Raw genomic sequence first — 16,717 nt, forward strand, 5'->3', positions numbered from 1 at the left:
AAAAATGGGGGATAAAGCCGGGGTTGATTACCTCCTAATGGATTGTATCTGTGCCATCTGCGTAATCTGTGGTTGGTTTGAACTTCGGAGTTCGGGTTTAATACGTATTCAAGATGCGTTCCCTTAACTCGGATGAAGGCATGAATAGTAGCTTGGGGATGCATTGATTAGGGATGAACGACCTCCGTGTCGTCCGGGGTCAGGCTCCGCCCAGTAGCGCAGACTTCCCTGCCTGCCCTCACGCGTAATCGCCGGTCAGCGAACCTCCTTGAGCTCACACTCAAGGCCACATTCAGGAGAGGCATTGGGCATAAGCGCTCCGCGGCTTCTCGTGGCCTTGAGCGTGAGCTCAAGGTCGGGGGTGGACTCCAGCAGAGCGCAACGGTGGGCTAAAAACGGGGTCGCCCAATAAATATAACAAAAAAAAACGGCCAGGCCCGAATGGCACTTAGTTAAGGGGTGTTATCGTCAATTTCTGACGCCGAAAAGTGGATACGCGCATTTCGTGGCGGGGGCGGGTGAGTAATTGATAGGATTTGGGGCGGCGCTTGACCGCCCGTGGTTCGCTGCGGTCCGGGCGAAGCGGCACGGGGGCGGAGGCGAGGGCCAGCAGTAGATCTTCGTAGCGCTGGGATGCCTTTTTATTGTCCGGACTGTATAAAGGGGCGAAGGTGCGCAGGACGCCGACGGTCCCTTTGAACGACATGCGTAGCGGAGGCACATCATGTTGTTTGGCTGCTTCAAGCATCCGGGCGCGGATCAAGTTGTAAGCGATTGTCTGGACGATGATTTCACGCTCGATCATCTCCGGGGTTTTGGTGCGTAACACATCCAGGCCAGGGTGGTTTTGATGTCGCGAAAAAAAAGTTCCACCTGCCAGCGGCGACGAAACAGATCGGCCAGAACCGAATCCGGATAGGCAACTTCGTCGAGCAGCGTGGTGACCAAGCCAATGTGTTGGGTGCGGAAGCCTGGGATCACGACCTGAAAACGAACCACCCGCAGCTGGAGGATCTGCGGCAGTTCGTCCCACTCATTTTTATCCATGCGCTTGTTCCACTCAGGTTTGCGCCAAGTAACCAGTCCTGAATCCGACTTGCGGGCTTGATGCAGGCGCATCACCACATCGACTCCCTTGCGCTCAAACAAGGCGATGAGTCCCCAGGAAGAAAAGGCTCGGTCGGCCAAGATCACCTCGCCTTTGTTCACCCAACCGAGGAGCTGGCGGGCCAGCGGCGCTTCGTGCAGTTTCCATGAGTAACAGAGCTGCATTCCGACATGGATTCATGTTTTCAGCTCTGAGTTGTTGGCTTATGATGTGAGCGGCGGCGCGAACACCGTCTATTTCTGGCGGTTACAAAATCACCTGTCGTAAAAGCCGATGACCGGCCCCGCCAGGGGCCGATCATCAGGCCCGGTCAGCTTGCAGGTTCGTCGGCCAGGCGGTCTTTCATGCGGTAGGATTTGCCCTCGATGACGACGGTCTGGGCCCGGTGCAGTAGGCGGTCCAGGATCGCCGCGGTGATGCCAGCGTCGTTGTTAAAGATCCCTGCCCAGTGTTTGTAGGCCTTGTTGGTGGTGACGATCAGCGAGCCGCGTTCGTAGCGTTGGCTGACGATCTGGAAGAGCAGGTCGGCCCCCGACTTGTCGAGCGGCAGGTAGCCGACCTCATCGAGCACGAGCACCGCAGGGGTCATGTAACGCTTCAACTCGGCTTGCAACCGGTGCAGGGACTGGGCGGTGACCAGGGCGTTGATCGCGTCCACCGCCGTCGTAAACAGCACCGTGTAGCCCGCCTGGCACGCCGCGTAGCCCAACGCGCTCGCGAGATGTGTCTTCCCAAGCCCCACACCACCGCAAAACACCGCGTTGGTGCGCTCCTTGACAAAGCCCAGTTCGAAGAGGTGCCGCACCTGCGCTTCGTTCAACTCCTTGGGCCAGTCCCACTGGAACTGGTCGACGGTTTTCTTGACCGGGAAGCGCGCTGCCTGGATGCGCCGCTCCAGCGCCCGGATCTGGCGGTCCTGGGTCTCGGCCTGCACCAGTCGGCGTAAAAATTCGGCGTGCGAACAGCGCGCCTTGGCCGCCTCGGCCGTGAGTTCGCCGTGGTGGCGCAGCAGGTAACCGAGTTTCAGGTACTTGAGTTGATCTTTTAATAAATCGGTTTTTTCGGGTTCTGTTTTCATTGGGTATAGGGGCTTAAATCCGGGGGACGCAGTTCGAGTTCCAGTGCGGCCAACGCGTCGGCGCGGGTGAGGTGGATCGGCCCGGCTTGCGGCAAGGCCCGCGCGCGTTGTTCGAGCAAGTTGAGGATGTAATCGCTGGAGTAGGCGCCGAGTTCATGGGCGCTTTCGATCGCCCGGCCGACTGCCTCCGTTCCATACAGGGCCACCAAACCCACGATAGTCGCCAGGTGGTGTCCCGCGTTGAGCCGGCGCTCCTCCAGCCCCCGTTGGTAGGCGGGTGCCGCCGGGCTCAGTTCCAAAAACCGTAGCCGCAGGCGCTGCCGCGCCCCCTGCCGTTTGCGCTCCTCGAGTTCGCGCACATGCTCGGGGTTTTCCACATCGGCGCGGCGGGCAAAACTGCGGGCATGCTCGGCCACCAGGGTGCGGTCCGCATAAAACCTCACCTGCGCCCCCTCGATCTGCGCGGTGAGTAGCGCCCCGGCAAACTTCGTGGGCACCGAGTAGCGGTTCGTTTCGATACTCACCCGGCACCGCCGCGACGCCCGCACGCTTAAGGTGCGCACCGCCGGACTGGCCACCGGGTTAAGCGGCAGGAGCGCAGCGCGCTCCTCGGGCAGCCGGTCCACCGGCCGGCCCTGGGTTTCAGCGTGAACGCGCACGTTGGCCACCGTTTCCAGCCACAAGCTGGCGGCCGGCCCCAGCTCGGTAAACCCGTTCATCTGCCGCCCGCCAAGGAAGCTTTTTTTCACGTAACCCACCGCGTTTTCCACCATGCCCTTGGACTGCGGATGCCCCGGCCCGCACGCTTTTATCGTAAACCCGTAGTGCCGGGCAAAGTCCAGGTACTGGGCGTTGTACACCGGGTCGGTCCCGGGCACATGCGAGAGGACGGCCGTCTTGCAGTTGTCCACCATCACCTCGCGCGGCACCCCGCCGAGTTTTTCAAAGGCGCGCCGGTGACAGCCCAGCCACCACTCCTGGCCCTGCCCGAGGGTAAATTCCACATGCAGGAACCGGCTGTACCCCAAAACCATGACGAAAAAACTTAAAGCCCGCCGGGTGCCGTCCACCTCCACCGCGCCAAAACTGCCCCAGTCCACCTGCGCGGTCTGGCCGGGGGCAAACTTGAGGGTAAGAAACGCCTCCAGGTTCCTCGGCCGCACCCGCCGCACGTAGTCTTTCAAAATTGAATACCCGCCCGTGTACCCCCGCTCGCGCACCTTTTGCCAGAGCTGCATGGCGGTGAACGGATGGGCCTCCAGCCAGCGCGCGATCGCCGGCTTGTGCACGTCGAGCTTGCTTGGCCTAGGCACCTGCGCGGCCTGGCTGCGCACGTACTTTTCCTGCGCCTGCCAGCGCCTCACCGTCTGCACGTGCAACTGGAGCGAGCGGGCGATTTGCGGCGCACTGTGACCGGCCGCCTCCGCCTGTTTTATCCGGCAATACAGTTCGTAATCGATCACGCGCCCACCTCCCGGCTCGGCGGCGGCGTTGCCGCCAGCGTGTGCGTTGGCCTGCCCCGGTCCAAGGAGAGCACCTGGTAAAGTGGCGCGGCGTAGGCGATCACCCCGGCCTCGATTAACTGCCGGCGCGCCTCGACCAGGCCGTCCTCGCTGAGCGTGAGCAGCCGGGCCAGGGTGCGCGTGGCGTAGTAACTCAGCCCGTCGGCGTCGCCCACGGTGACCAGGACCAGATAGAGGCCCCAGGCGGGGGCACTGGCCCGCCCCAGGTAATTGCCCCGCACCAGCCGGTGGTCCAGCCAGCTAAACTGGGCCGGCGTGCGCCGGAGTTGTTCGCGATCGATCGGTTGTTTTTGCATAATCGGGCGGCTGGACGTCGATGCCCAGGATCACCCGCCCCCGGGATTGCAGGTGTCGCAGCATGGGTTCGAGGTCCTCTTGTAACGTCACTCCGGCGAACTGCGCGATAAGCCCCACGAGCACAGGGTTTTGCGACTCCCATCTGTCTTGTAACGGCACGCAGGGATTCGGTAACGCCACCTCGGCGACCGGCTCGGCTTTAGGCTGGTGCACAACGGATTGCGTAGTTGGGATGTCTTGTAACGCCACCCGCCGTCGCGGCCCCCTCCGCCTTGAGTACCCCGGATTGGCCTTCCGCCACTCCTGCACCCGTTGGACATTTTCTGGGCCTTTCCAGTGGTCGAGGTTCTCCGGCTTCGCCAACCATTTGGCCTGACTGGCCGCCCGGCTCGCCCGTCGGCATCCCGGCTTCCCGCAGTAGCGCTGACGCTCGCGGTTATGCGCGTCGGGCAGAAAGAAATCGACACAGTGCAAACACTTGCGTGAACCGGTTGGATGCATCGCTGTGCATCCGCCAAGCGTCCCGCCGGTTCAATCTCCACCCATTCGCACCCCTCATATCCCCAGCCGGACAGGGAAGAAAACCCACCCACGGAAGAAGAGTATTACTCTTTTTAAGGGGAAGAAGATCCACCGAAGAAGAAGTGCATTCCTAACCGCCAGAAATAGACGCTTTCCCGCTCGCCGCTCACAGCTTATGAGGCCGCGAAGGAACACCGCGAACGCCTAGGGCTACCGGGTTTGTTCTTTGCGCTCCTTGCGTTCTTTTGCGGCCAAACTGCCTTGGTTTCATCCGGCATGTTTCGCTTTTACGTCCGCCGCTTTTTCAGTACGGACGCGGGCAGCCAAAACAGTTTCCAAAGCCCTCCCCCCTTCGATTTGACCTGATGCTGCCCAGGGGGCTTCTAGTGCTTAATTGCGTAGATTAATGATAGTATTTCTGAGTTGGCTTCCCTTGACCTCGCGCTTGCGCCACTTGAACGGCTTGGCATTGGGCAGGTAGGCGGCGACGAAAGCGTCAATGGCCTGACTAAGTTCGGCGACGCTTCTGAAGTTCGCGCCCCGTAGCGCCTTCCTTGTTAGTATGCCGAACCAGATTTCAACTTGATTGAGCCAACTCGCCGAGGTTGGGGTAAAGTGGAAGTGGACATTGGGGTGCCGAGCGAGCCAAGCGTCGCACTTTTTGTGGGTGCAATAATTATCCAAAATCACGTGGAGTTCTCTCTCGGGCGGGTGATCCGCCACCACTTGGTCCATGAACAGCAGGAACTCCTCCCGGCGCTTAAGGGTGGTTTTCTGCGTCTTGATCAAGCCCGTGGCCACATCAAGGGCAGCGAACAAGTTGAGTGTACCGTGGCGCTTGTAGGTGCTTTTGAGTCCCTGGACGATTTTACCATTGTCGGTCTCCACGTAACCGGTGGCGCGCTCTAGGGCTTGGATGCCAGGCTTTTCATCCACACTTATCACCAATGCCTTTTCCGGTGGGCTCAGGTAGAGCCCGACGATATCGGCTGCCTTGGCTGCGAACTGCTTGTCAGTGCTCACGCACCACGAGCGCTGGCGCTGCAGGCAAATGCCCTCCTTGCGCAGCACTCGCCAGACCGCGTGCACCGAGCCGCCGAGCACACGGGCCACCGCTGGACCATCCCAGCGCGCCTGCCCCGGAGGGGGTGGCCCTTCCAATAAAGCCAGCACCCGATCTCGAAAGTCCTCACCGTAGGTGCGCTTCGCGCCCGGCCGTGCCGCATCATCCAGCCCCTTCATGCCAAGCAGCACAAAGCGATCCCTCCACTTTATTACGGTGTTCGGCCTGGTGTTGCAGCGGCGCGCCACCTCTTGCACCTGCTCGCCACTCACGCACCCAAGGATCATCCGGGCGCGCTCAACTCGCTGCCTCGACTCAATCCGGCTGGTTGCCCGTTTTTCTAGGGATTGCTGATCCCCCTCGCTACAAGTGATTCGCACGGCTTTTCGTCCCATCTACAAAGCGGATACAATATCACTTATTATTGCAAGTAAGCACTAGGTGAGCTGAATTGGCCAGCGCTCAATTCTTGGCCGGGACGGCCAACCCTACATTTCCAACCCTACATTTTTCGATCCCTGTAGCGTTGGCCGTCCCGGCCAATTTGCTTCACCTTCGGGCACTTTCCGGGTTCCAGCGTGGTCTCTGCGATGGGCGCGGCCATCCCACGGTCCGCGCAACCGAACCCTTCTCCCCTTCGCCCCACCCTTTCCCTCATGAAAAAGCCCACCTCCCTGCCCCGCGAAACCCTGCGTCAGCGCTTTGGCTTCGACGCATTTCGCCCCGGCCAGGAAGCCGTCATCACTCATCTGCTCGCCGGTCGGTCATCCCTCGCGGTCTTCCCCACCGGCAGCGGCAAAAGCCTGTGCTACCAACTCCCCGCTCTTCTCCTCGACGGCCTCACTGTCGTCGTTTCCCCGCTCATCGCGCTGATGAAGGACCAGACCGACTTCCTGCAAGCGCGCGGCATCGCGGCGGCCCGCCTCGATTCCAGCCTCTCGCGCGAGGCGTTTGAGGCGATCCAGGACGCGTTGCGCGCCCGCACCTTAAAACTGCTCTACGTCGCCCCCGAGCGCTTTTCCAACGAGCGCTTCCTCGCCCGCCTCAAGACCCTCAAAATCGACCTCCTGGTCATCGACGAGGCCCACTGCATCTCCGAATGGGGCCACAACTTCCGCCCCGATTACCTGAAACTGGCGCGCTTCTCCCGCGAGCTCCACGTCGGGCGCGTGCTCGCACTCACCGCCACCGCCACGCCGGCTGTGGCCCATGATATTTGCAAGGCCTTCGCCATCGAACCGGCCGCCCACGTGCACACCGGTTTTTACCGCCCCAACCTCACCCTGCGCGCCACCGCCTGCGCACCGGATAAACGCCTGAGCCTGCTACTGGAGCGCCTGCGCACCCGCCTCAAGGGCCCGGCCATTGTGTACGTTACCCTGCAAAAAACCGCCGAGACGGTCGCCTCCGCTTTGGCCAAAGCCGGGTATCCGGCCGAAGCCTACCACGCCGGCATGGAACCGGAGGCGCGCGAGGCCGTGCAGAACCGCTTCATGGCGGGTGCCGACACCGTGGTGGTGGCGACCATCGCCTTCGGCATGGGCATCGACAAAGCCAACATCCGTTCGGTCTATCACTACAACCTGCCCAAGAGCATCGAGAACTACGCCCAGGAAATCGGCCGCGCCGGGCGCGACGGCCTGCCCTCGCAGTGCGAAATCCTTGCCGCCGGCGAGGACCTCACCGTTCTGGAAAACTTCACCTACGGCGACACCCCGACGAAGGAAGCGTTGCGCGATTTGCTCAAGGAACTCCTCGATGGGCGCAAGGCGGGCGCGGTGTTTGACGTGTCCACCTACGAACTTTCCGGCCGGCACGACATCCGCCAACTGGTCGTCTCCACCGCGCTCACCTACTTGGAACTCAACGGCCTAATCGCCGCGACCAGCCCGTTTTACACCACCTACCAGTGGAAATTCCACCGCGCCCCCGCCGACGTGCTGGCGCGCTTCGACCCGGACCGGCGCACGTTTCTGCAAAAGCTTTTCGGCCTGGCCAAGGCCGGGCGCAGCTGGAACTCGGTGGACCTGGCGGCGGCAACCGAGGCACTCGGCGGGGACCGTGAACGCATCGTCAAAGCACTCACCTACCTGGAGGAAAAAGGAGACCTCGAACTGCAAGTCGCCGGCGTACGCCAAGGCTACCGGGTGGTGAACGCACCCGGCGACCTCGCCGCCATCTGGCGCGACCTCTGTGAGCGCTTCGCCACCCGGGAAAAAAGCGACCTCCAACGCAGCGCGGCGGTGAGCTCGCTGCTGGCCGACAAAGGCTGCCTGGTGCGCCGGCTGCTCGGGTATTTCGGCGAAGAGCATGGGCGCGACTGCGGCCATTGCGGACCCTGTGCGGGCGTTCCGCCGGTGACGCTCGAACGCCCGCGACCCGAGCTGGATTTGCCCGCCAAGGACTTGGCCAACCTCCGCACGCAGCACCCGGCGGCGCTGCGGGCGACGCGGCAAGTTACCCGGTTTCTGTGCGGCATCCCCGCGCCCGCGCTGACCAAGGCCAAGCTGACCCGGCACCCCGCGTTTGGCAGCGCCAGCCACGCACCCTTCGCCCACGTCGCCGCAGCGGTTAAGGCACTGTCCTAAAAGGCCGTAACAGTTGAAGTGCCGAACGCTGAATCGGAGTTTTAACGCTAAGGCTCAAAGGGATGCAAAGATCCCCAAGTAATTACCTGCATTACCTATGCGTACCTCGGGACGGACAAAATCAACAAAATACTTCGAGCCTTTTAGCCGCGAAAGAACGCAGAGAACGCATAGAAATACAGTGCTTGTTCTTTGCGATCTCTGCGTTCTTTTGCGGCTAAATTGTCTTGGCTGATATCCGGCACTTTAAATGTAACTACCTGCTAACAGCGGCGGGCGAATTCGCCGATGAAGCGGTCCACGTTCGGACCGGTGATCTGGCAGCGGATGTCGCGGCGCAGGCCGTGGATGTGCTGGGTTAACTTCAAATTCACGCCCCACTTTTCCCCCAGCCGAACAATTCGGCGCACGCGCTCACGTTCCCACAGCCAACAACTCAGACCAACGGAAATGGGATTGGGCGACTGAGGCTTCGATTTGTGGGTGATCGAGGTTTTCATGAGAGCCTGGATTGTTGCAATTACTGGGCCAATTCCACCGTCGCTACTACCATCGGCCCGCCGCCCTTGAACTTTAGCACAATTTTCACTTTTACCGGCCAAAAGCGAACGCCCGCATCAAGTTTCTTGAGGCGTCCGATGCCACGTATAACCAACTGATTTTCAGCTGATATACAGTCCTCTATTGACGCGTGATCGGTGGAATCTGGGGGAAGATTGGCTCGATCGGCGGGATTCTCCTGCGGATTGAGGGCTGTGGACAAAAAAGAGCGGCTATTTTTGCGCACGTGAGGGGGGCCGCTGAGCCGTTTTTACCACACCTTCGATTACTTGGGGCTTGAAGACTTGCCCCGCTTGCTAGGCACTAGCCCTTTCTCAACCCGCAGCGTTTAATCAACAACCCTTCTTTACCATGGCCGGCGTAGGCAAACTCCTCAAACAAGCCCAGAAAATGCAGCGTTCCATCGAGTCGATCCAGACTCAGCTGGGAACCAAGGAAATCGACGTCACCGCGGGCGGTGGCGCCGTCAAAGTGAAGATCAACGGTGCGGGCAAATTCCTCGCGCTGGCCCTCGACCCCGAGTTCCTCAAAGAGGACTCCAAGCTGATCGCCGACACCCTGCTGGCCGCCATCCAGGATGCCGCCAAGCAGGCCAAGGACTACAACGACGCCGAGATGCAGAAGGTCACCTCGGCCTTCCAGATGCCCGGCATGTTCTAAGCGAACCCGCTGAGCGCCGGGCGCCCGCGCGCCCGGCTTTTTTTATGACCCCCGCCTTCGAACGACTCCAACAGCAGCTCAAGCAGTTACCCGGCGTGGGCTACCGGTCGGCCGAGCGCATCGCCCTGCACCTGCTGGTGGGAAAACCCGAGGCGCTGCCGGTGTTGATCCAAGCGCTCGAGGAAGCGACCCGCAGTGTGCGCCGCTGCCAGCGCTGCGGGAACTTGGCCGAGGCCGAGCACTGCGCGATTTGCGACGACGAACGGCGCGACCAGCGCGTGGTTTGTGTGGTTGAAAACGTGCCCGATTTGGTGGCGCTGGAACGCTCGGGAGCGTACCGCGGGGTTTACCATGTGTTACACGGCAAACTCTCGCCGATCCACGGCGTGGGGCCGGCTGAGCTCAACCTAACGACGCTGCTGAGCCGCGCCCAAGCGGGCGAAGTGCGCGAGCTGATTTTGGCGCTGTCCAACGACGTCGAGGGGGAGGCGACCTGCCATTACCTGACCGAGCACCTACCGGCAGGAACCAGCACACCCGTCCAAGTGACTCGCATAGGTTTCGGGCTACCGAGTGGAGGCGGGGTGTTGTACGCGGATTCGGTGACGCTAAAAAGCGCGTTAGATGCGCGGCGTGAATATTCGTGATTGCGGGCGGAGGCAGGATGACTTTGGTAGCACACGTAAGTTGTTAGACGCGGGCATAGTATACCGGCTATTATGTGTGCTTCCCAAGCATGAGAAGAGGGTTCGACTCCCTCTGCCCGCACCAGTTAAGTCGCTTATTTATAACGACTTAGTTTTAGCGACAACCGATTTGTCAGTTGACGTGGCAAATCCTACATGTCCCAGGCTCCTCAGTTCGTCATTTCCGAATTCACGAATCCCTCAGGGGAAATCGTTTTCCGCCTCACCGGCTGGCTCGACGGCAAGCGCATCCGCAAGAACTTCCCGTCCCGCGCCGAGGCCTCCGCCGAGCGCCAGACGATGGAAATTCAACAGATCCAGTCGGCCACCGGCGTGCGCACTGCGGCCACCCGTCTGTCCGACGAGCAGTTACACGAAGCCGAGTCCGCCTTTCAGCGCCTCACCGATGCGCCCAAGTCGCTCTCGTTCTATTTGGATTATGCGCTGACCAACTACCGCGCCCCTGAACGCGAGATCACCATCGAGGCCGCCGCCACCGCCTACCTGGCGACCAAACAACAGGAACACGACCGCGGCATGCTTTCGCCCTGCCAGCTCAAGGACATCCGCATCCGCTTGGTGAACCTCAAACAGGCCTTTCCCAGAAAAATGCTCGCCACCCTCACCCGCGAGGCCGTCGCCGCCCATTGCATGCGAGGCAAACCCAGCCCCAAGACCTTCAACAACCGCCGAGGGGTGCTCTTCACCTTTTTCAAGTATGCCTACTACCAAGACTGGTTGGCGGTTAACCCCTTAGAAAAAGTCCCCCACCTACGCATCGGCCACCGACGCGGCTCGGCCAAGACCCTCACCGCTGAGAAATGCGAAAAGCTCATGCGCTACATCGAGACCTTCGAAGGCGGCGTGTTTGTCCCCTACTTCTGCCTCTGCCTGTTTGCCGGCATCCGCCCCAGTATCCTCGTCGGCGAAATTTCCAAACTCCGCCCGGAGAGCATCCACCTCGAAACCGGCGCGATTATGATCGAGCCCGAGGTGTCCAAGGTCCGCATGAAACGCAACGTCACCATCCAGCCCAACCTCGCCGCCTGGCTGCGTGCCTACCCGCTCTCGCGCTTTCCGATCATCCCCAAAAACTCCACCAACCTGCGGCGTGGCATCGCCGAAAAGTTCGACCTGTCCCACGACATCATGCGCCACACGTTCATCTCCATGCACGTGGCCAAATACCGTTCGATGGGCGAGGCGGCACTGCAGGCGGGCAACTCCGAGAGCATCATCCGCAAGCACTACCTCGACCTCAAAACCCCCGCCGAGGCCGATCAGTTCTTCGGCATCCTGCCGACGCCGGTCGCTACCGCCGCCACTTCACCCGTCGCCACCGCCACGGTCACGCCGACCGAAACGAGCCCCCTGCCCATTGCAGCCTAGTCGGTAGGCATCGCAGGCCACCCCCCTCCCCAAAAACGACACAGGTGTCGTTTTTGGTTCACCGCCCGCACCCTCACCGGTGCGGGCTTTTTTGCCCCGCCACGTTGACACCCCGCCTTGAGCGTATGAACCCACCCGCCGTTTCCGCTCCCTGCATTCAACCGCCGATCCACGCGCAACTCACCGACATTGTCGGCCTGCGCACCTGCGGAATTTTCCCCGCCGGTCGCGAGCCCTCCATCCGCACCCTGCGCGAATGGTCAAAACTCCGCCGCATCCCCCATCACCGTGTCGGCCATTTCGTTTATTACGACGTCTCCGAGGTCGCACTCCACATCCGCACCAAACTGAAAATACCCGCCCGCGCCTGATTCGAATTCCGTGGCATCGCGTCGATTTCCGGCGCCGCCCGCTCCCCCTATTTGACTTGTTCACCTCAATACATTGTATATCAAAAACGCTACATGCTCCCCGACTTCTCAAAACTAACCGGCTTTGATTGGGACGGGGGCAACACCGACAAAAACCCCGGAAAGCACCACATCGGCAACGAAGAGGCCGAGGAGGTGTTTTTTCGAGCCCCCGTCGTCATGGACGCCACCCGACCCGAGGACGAAGAACCTCGCTGGTTTATCTTTGGCCACAGTGAACGCGGGCGCGTGCTCCGCATCGTCTTCACGATCCGAGGCCACAAAATCCGCGTCATCTCCGCCCGCCCCGCCAGTCGCAAAGAAAGAATCCAATATGAAAAAGTTTGTTAAGCCCGACCTCTCCACCACCTCCGCTGATTTCAGCAAAGCCAGCCGCGTGGTGTTCGCCAACTTAAAGCCCACTGCGACGCCCATCTCCCTGCGCCTGCCCTGCTCCGTGCTCGACCGCATCAAGTCCGCCGCGCACAGCCGGGGCGTACCCTACCAGTCGCTGATCAAAAACATCTTGGCCGACGCTGTATCCTTACCCGCCGCCCCGTTGGCCGAAAAACGGAAAATCAAAAAAGCCGCGTAGGCCTCCACCTCACCCGTGCCGCCCCCTCCAGCCCGCCCTTACCGGCGGGCTTTTTTGGGCAACCACAGTAACCCAGACCCGCGTCCGGTTCCCTCAAAACCCAAGTTAATCGCAAATTAACTGCGCACCCTTAGCGGCCGTTCATAAAACCGCCGTAAACGCGTAATCAATTGAGCCATGCATAGAAGCGGGCACACCCCATGCCCGCTTGAGGGTTGTCTGGGCTAACGGCAACGCGGATTTGCGGGTTTTCCCTGCTTATCGCGAGGTGCGCGCCCGCTCCCCCGCGGCACCTCCACCTCATGTCGAACTACAATCCTCGCACGTTCACCTCACTCGGCCTGCTGCGCTCCATTCCGGCCGCACTGCTCCACCGGTTTTTCCTGCCGCATCGGGCATTCTTCGACTCCCTCTGCCCGCACCACTTAAGTCGCTCGTCGGAGCCGCCCGGCCTCAGAACTCCACCATGGCCTTTAGCAGGTAGTGATCAGTCCACTCCGCTTTGAGCGTGTCGTTGGGGCGCTTGGGATAGGGCGGGCGAACCACAATCACCTGCTCAATGACGCCGGTGGTGAAAATGCGGTCGAAGGGCTTTTTGTCCAAATGGGTAGGCGTGAATCCGGTGGCCACTGCGGAATCAGCGAGTGGTAGAAGGTTGGGCGACGGGTCATTAAAATCCCCGAGAACGACAATCACCGTGGCCGGTTCACGTGCTTTCACCTCCGCCACCCAAGCGGAGATGGCGGCGAGTTGCTGGCTGTGTTTTTCCGCATTCCTGCCGATGGGCCGGATGAGGTGAACATTGAGAATGGCGTAGCGGGTTCCCGACTCCACGAGAGTGACAAGCAGGTGCTTCGAGAGGTTTTCCAGCTCGCGGACGCGGGTTGCACCAAGCACCACAAGACTCGGCCGTGGTGAAACCAACGTGGCGACATCCTGGCCGGTGAAGGTGTCTTTGCCTTGGACAAAGCGGGCGCGGTATCCGGCTTTGCTGGCGAGCGCCTTGGCCTCCCGCTCGCTTCCGACCTCTTGGATGCCCACCACGTCGAGACCCGTGATGAGGCCCGCAAGATTCTCAATCTTCGTCTCGTAGATTTCAGGGGGCGGAGCCTTGTCGCTCAAGCGTCCTTCGGCCGGTCGAGCCGGATCAACCAGGAAGAAGCAATTGAGCGTGCCGATTTTGAGCGCCGCTGAAAGCGAGCTGGCCAGTGCCAGCATCAAGGCGAAGAGGCGGAGGAGCGACGGGATCATGGTCACTTCGCCTGCCGTGCAACCCGCGCTCGTGAGCCCAAGGTGTCGTTGTGATCGTCCGGTATCGGCATAGCGGACAGCGTGTGGATTTCAATGGGGTATTACCAGTACGGGTTCGCCCCCTCGCGAAAATAAGGGCAATCAATCAATTGACTTAAGGCCTATTTTAGCACTCACTAACGAAATTAAATAAGCACTGGGTTAATTTAAATGAACATTACACCATTTGGAGACGGTGAGGCGCTGGAACGCTTAGGCACGCGCCTCAAGCGGGCCCGGCTACGTCGCAACCAAACCCAGCAGCAATTAGCCGAACTCGCGGGCGTCACCCGTAGCACCTACGCAAAATTAGAGGCGGGCGATGGCAGCGTCCAGTTACAGGTATTGGCTCGGGTGCTCGGCCTGTTGGGGCTGGTCGATGGGCTCGGGGAACTTGTGCCGGACATCGCACCACCGGTTGATTTCGATACGGTCGAGCGCCTCGCCCGCAGGCAGCGAGCCCGTCCCGGAAAGCCAGTCGGAGAGTCTCCATGAAAACAAAAACCCGCACAGAGCCGCACCGACTGAACGTCGTCTGGCCGGATGGTCGTATCGTCGGCGAGTTACTCCACTCCGGCCCGATCTACTTCCGCTATACGCCTGAGTGGATTGCCACCGGCCACAACCTGTCGCCGCTCAAGCTCTCCTTCGACACCCAGGCGGTGAATGCCCACGACAGCGAGGACGGCGTACCGGGACTCATCTCCGACGCCCTACCCGATTCATGGGGACGACGGGTAGCGGAAACCGTCTTTGCGCGCTCCAGCTTGGGCCGGCCGACGACCTTCAAACTCCTCGCGTGGGTCGGCGCACGCGGGCTCGGCTGCATCGGTTTCGCTCCATCCATGGAAGTGGCTGATCGGGCGTCCGTCCTTGAACGTATCCAAGCCTCGGCGTTGGCCCGCGAAGCCCGCGCCGTGCAGGAGGGTGATCTGAAGACCCTCATGCCGCACCTGATGGCGAGCGGTGGCATTACCGGTGGTGGTGCACAGCCCAAGGTGCTCGTGGTCGCCCAAGCCGACAACACGCTGCGTATTCGCGGTGAGGTTACCTCGCTGGCTGCCGGTGAGAAAGCGGCCTTGCTCAAACTCGATGTGAGTGGCCAGTCCCGGCACCGCGCCGAACTCGCCTACCTTGCGATGGCCGCACGCGCCGGGATCCCCGTGCCAGCAGCGCGCCTGCTCACCGACGAAAACGGGCGCGACCACCTGCTCATCGAGCGCTTCGACGTGAGTGCCCAAGGCAACCGCCGCCACTTCCAGAGCCTCTCCGGGTTATTGCATCGGCCCAAAGCGGGACTCGATTACGCCGATCTTTTTGTCGCCTGCACCCGCCTCGCCTGCCCTCGGGCCGACCTGTTGGCTGCCGCGAGACGACTCCTGTTTAACCTCATCGCCGGTAACCAAGACGACCACGGTAAGAACCACGCCTTCATCTACGACGAGAGCACGCGCACCTGGCGTCTCGCCCCCGCCTTTGACCTCACGCATTCGCCCGGCTTGGACCGAGGCATGAAAATTGCCGGTGAGGTCGTCCCTGAATGGGCGCGACTGGAGGCATGGCTAAAAGCAGGCGGTATCAAGCCACTGGAGATCACTGAGGCACGGGAGGCGGTGCACTGCGCCGTGGAAAGCTGGCCCGAAATCGCCCGCGCCCACGGGGTTCCATCCGCTCAGATCAACGAGATCGCCTCCACCCATACGCGGATCGCGGGACTGGTAGGCTCAGACATCCTGACTCCATGAGGGAAAGTGTAGACGGCGAGGAATTGAGATGAGCCGGCTATCACCCTAAATTACGGTATGAGCCGGGCCTTGGCAGAGCGCCGGAAACGCTGAAGATGCGGCCATGCCTCAAGTGTAATTACCGGTGTTTCCGGCAGGAGTGATCGCGATTAATGATTCGATCGGCGCGCAGTGCCGGGATGGGAAAGTGGTGTATCTGAACGGTCATTTGCCCGTCTTTAGCCATGACGAGGGCGATTTGGCGGCCTTCCGGCTCTTTACCACGCAACTGATCGTGAACGGCACGGCCACGCAGAGCCAGATCGTGCGCGCCTTCGGGGTGCCGCTGGGCACGGTAAAACGCATGGCGAAGCTTTATCGCACGGCGGGCGCGGCGGCGTTTTTCAAGCCGGCCGAGCCGCGGTCGGGCAGCAAACTCACGCTTGAGCTGAAGCCTCAAGTGCAGGCGCTGCTTGACCAAGGCCTGAGCGTGCCAGAGGTCAGTGTAAAGACCGGCGTATTGACCAACACTCTGCACAAGGCGATCCGATCCGGACGCCTCAGCGCCCGCCCCGCGCTCCAAAAAAAGTCCGCCCGGCTCGGCCGGCACCACCGACTACTGGGTCAACGGCCTTGGCGGCCAACCCTTCTTCGTGGTCACCCACCCTATCGACCCCGGCCTTTGCACCGTTCTGCGCGAACAAATCGTCCCCCGCCTGCTCGCCCTCGTCCCGGTGGATCCGGTGGCCGCCGCCACTCCCGTTGACCCCATCGCCCTTGATCATACCGAACCCGCCGTCACTCCCGCCCCGACTCCAGAGACCGGAGCGCTCGCCTCCATGCCGCCGCCCCCGCGCCTGACCATCGTCTTTGATCGCGAAGGCTACTCGCCCGCGCTCTTTGCCGAGCTCAAAGCCCTCGGTGTGGCCATCCTCACCTACCATAAGTTCCCCGCCGCCGACTGGCCCGAGGCCGAGTTCGCGCCCCGCACCGTCACCCTCCACCACGGCGAAAGCGTAGTCATGTCCCTGGCCGAACGCGGCACCTGCCTGCCCAACGGCCTCTGGTTGCGCGAAGTGCGCCACCGCGAAGCCCACGGCCACCAAGTCAGCATCCTCTCCACCGACTACCACATCGAACTGCCGCCTGTCGCCGGGTTCACGGCGGTCGTCGCTGGAGCTCAGGGGCTCCTTAGATATAGCACTCGTTGCGCAGCCCATCGC

General features: G+C 61.4%; 20 protein-coding genes and 1 tRNA gene. 10 read left to right on the forward strand and 11 right to left on the reverse strand.

The features are described 5' to 3' along the window. Positions 1-448 precede the first annotated feature (448 nt). From H2170_15390 to H2170_15415, 6 genes are all read right to left on the reverse strand, one after another. Positions 449-805 carry a hypothetical protein gene (locus H2170_15390; GenBank protein ID MCS6301454.1) on the reverse strand — a complete coding sequence of 119 codons (357 nt, stop codon included), beginning with the start codon at positions 803-805 and terminating at the stop codon, positions 449-451. After that, positions 802-1,272, reverse strand: coding sequence for a transposase (locus H2170_15395; protein ID MCS6301455.1), 471 nt, complete (start codon positions 1,270-1,272; stop codon positions 802-804). Before H2170_15395 ends, H2170_15390 begins: the two co-directional genes overlap by 4 nt. Positions 1,273-1,418: 146 nt before the next feature. Then, on the reverse strand, positions 1,419-2,186 hold the full coding sequence (locus H2170_15400) for an ATP-binding protein (protein ID MCS6301456.1): 768 nt from the start codon (positions 2,184-2,186) through the stop codon (positions 1,419-1,421). Then, positions 2,183-3,649, reverse strand: a complete 1,467-nt coding sequence (locus tag H2170_15405) for an IS21 family transposase (GenBank protein MCS6301457.1) — start codon at positions 3,647-3,649, stop codon at positions 2,183-2,185. Before H2170_15405 ends, H2170_15400 begins: the two co-directional genes overlap by 4 nt. Further along, positions 3,646-4,005 carry a hypothetical protein gene (locus tag H2170_15410; GenBank protein ID MCS6301458.1) on the reverse strand — a complete coding sequence of 120 codons (360 nt, stop codon included), beginning with the start codon at positions 4,003-4,005 and terminating at the stop codon, positions 3,646-3,648. The genes H2170_15405 and H2170_15410 overlap by 4 nt, the downstream gene beginning before the upstream one ends. Before the next feature lie 913 nt (positions 4,006-4,918). Beyond that, the gene (locus tag H2170_15415; protein MCS6301459.1) at positions 4,919-5,986 is read right to left on the reverse strand and encodes an IS630 family transposase; all 1,068 of its coding nucleotides are present in this window, start codon (positions 5,984-5,986) and stop codon (positions 4,919-4,921) included. Between the two features lie 261 nt (positions 5,987-6,247). Here H2170_15415 and H2170_15420 point away from each other — a divergent pair, with 261 nt between their 5' ends. Further along, on the forward strand, positions 6,248-8,179 hold the full coding sequence (locus H2170_15420; GenBank protein ID MCS6301460.1) for an ATP-dependent DNA helicase RecQ: 1,932 nt from the start codon (positions 6,248-6,250) through the stop codon (positions 8,177-8,179). Between the two features lie 263 nt (positions 8,180-8,442). Here H2170_15420 and H2170_15425 read toward each other — a convergent pair whose 3' ends face one another. Further along, a complete protein-coding gene (locus tag H2170_15425) occupies positions 8,443-8,679 on the reverse strand; it encodes a hypothetical protein (protein MCS6301461.1) in 237 nt (78 codons plus the stop codon). A gap of 20 nt (positions 8,680-8,699) precedes the next feature. After that, a complete protein-coding gene (locus H2170_15430) occupies positions 8,700-8,942 on the reverse strand; it encodes a hypothetical protein (GenBank protein ID MCS6301462.1) in 243 nt (80 codons plus the stop codon). Between the two features lie 149 nt (positions 8,943-9,091). Here H2170_15430 and H2170_15435 point away from each other — a divergent pair, with 149 nt between their 5' ends. The 7 genes from H2170_15435 (at position 9,092) to H2170_15465 (ending at position 12,480) form a co-directional block, all read left to right on the forward strand. After that, positions 9,092-9,400, forward strand: coding sequence for a YbaB/EbfC family nucleoid-associated protein (locus tag H2170_15435; protein MCS6301463.1), 309 nt, complete (start codon positions 9,092-9,094; stop codon positions 9,398-9,400). A gap of 44 nt (positions 9,401-9,444) precedes the next feature. Further along, entirely contained in the window at positions 9,445-10,047 is a 603-nt protein-coding gene (recR, locus tag H2170_15440; protein ID MCS6301464.1) for a recombination protein RecR, read from the forward strand. A gap of 49 nt (positions 10,048-10,096) precedes the next feature. Further along, positions 10,097-10,171: transfer RNA gene (locus tag H2170_15445), tRNA-Gly, on the forward strand. Between the two features lie 71 nt (positions 10,172-10,242). Beyond that, entirely contained in the window at positions 10,243-11,475 is a 1,233-nt protein-coding gene (locus H2170_15450) for a site-specific integrase (GenBank protein MCS6301465.1), read from the forward strand. Between the two features lie 125 nt (positions 11,476-11,600). After that, positions 11,601-11,846, forward strand: coding sequence for a hypothetical protein (locus tag H2170_15455; protein ID MCS6301466.1), 246 nt, complete (start codon positions 11,601-11,603; stop codon positions 11,844-11,846). A gap of 93 nt (positions 11,847-11,939) precedes the next feature. Then, on the forward strand, positions 11,940-12,236 hold the full coding sequence (locus H2170_15460; protein ID MCS6301467.1) for a BrnT family toxin: 297 nt from the start codon (positions 11,940-11,942) through the stop codon (positions 12,234-12,236). After that, positions 12,220-12,480 carry a hypothetical protein gene (locus H2170_15465; protein MCS6301468.1) on the forward strand — a complete coding sequence of 87 codons (261 nt, stop codon included), beginning with the start codon at positions 12,220-12,222 and terminating at the stop codon, positions 12,478-12,480. The genes H2170_15460 and H2170_15465 overlap by 17 nt, the downstream gene beginning before the upstream one ends. Before the next feature lie 453 nt (positions 12,481-12,933). Here the strand turns inward: H2170_15465 and H2170_15470 are convergent, their stop codons facing one another. Beyond that, positions 12,934-13,731, reverse strand: coding sequence for an endonuclease/exonuclease/phosphatase family protein (locus tag H2170_15470; protein ID MCS6301469.1), 798 nt, complete (start codon positions 13,729-13,731; stop codon positions 12,934-12,936). A 210-nt stretch (positions 13,732-13,941) separates the two neighbouring features. Here H2170_15470 and H2170_15475 point away from each other — a divergent pair, with 210 nt between their 5' ends. Together H2170_15475 and H2170_15480 are read left to right on the forward strand one after the other, a co-directional pair. After that, complete coding sequence (locus tag H2170_15475; GenBank protein ID MCS6301470.1) at positions 13,942-14,265, forward strand: helix-turn-helix transcriptional regulator; 324 nt, start codon at positions 13,942-13,944, stop codon at positions 14,263-14,265. After that, positions 14,262-15,515 (forward strand): type II toxin-antitoxin system HipA family toxin, encoded by a 1,254-nt coding sequence (locus H2170_15480; GenBank protein ID MCS6301471.1) that lies wholly within the window; start codon positions 14,262-14,264, stop codon positions 15,513-15,515. The genes H2170_15475 and H2170_15480 overlap by 4 nt, the downstream gene beginning before the upstream one ends. Before the next feature lie 118 nt (positions 15,516-15,633). Here H2170_15480 and H2170_15485 read toward each other — a convergent pair whose 3' ends face one another. Then, positions 15,634-15,975 (reverse strand): hypothetical protein, encoded by a 342-nt coding sequence (locus H2170_15485; protein ID MCS6301472.1) that lies wholly within the window; start codon positions 15,973-15,975, stop codon positions 15,634-15,636. A gap of 79 nt (positions 15,976-16,054) precedes the next feature. Next, on the reverse strand, positions 16,055-16,714 hold the full coding sequence (locus H2170_15490; protein MCS6301473.1) for a hypothetical protein: 660 nt from the start codon (positions 16,712-16,714) through the stop codon (positions 16,055-16,057). Positions 16,715-16,717 lie beyond the last annotated feature (3 nt).

The organism is Opitutus sp., assembly GCA_024998815.1.
GTDB lineage: Bacteria > Verrucomicrobiota > Verrucomicrobiia > Opitutales > Opitutaceae > Rariglobus.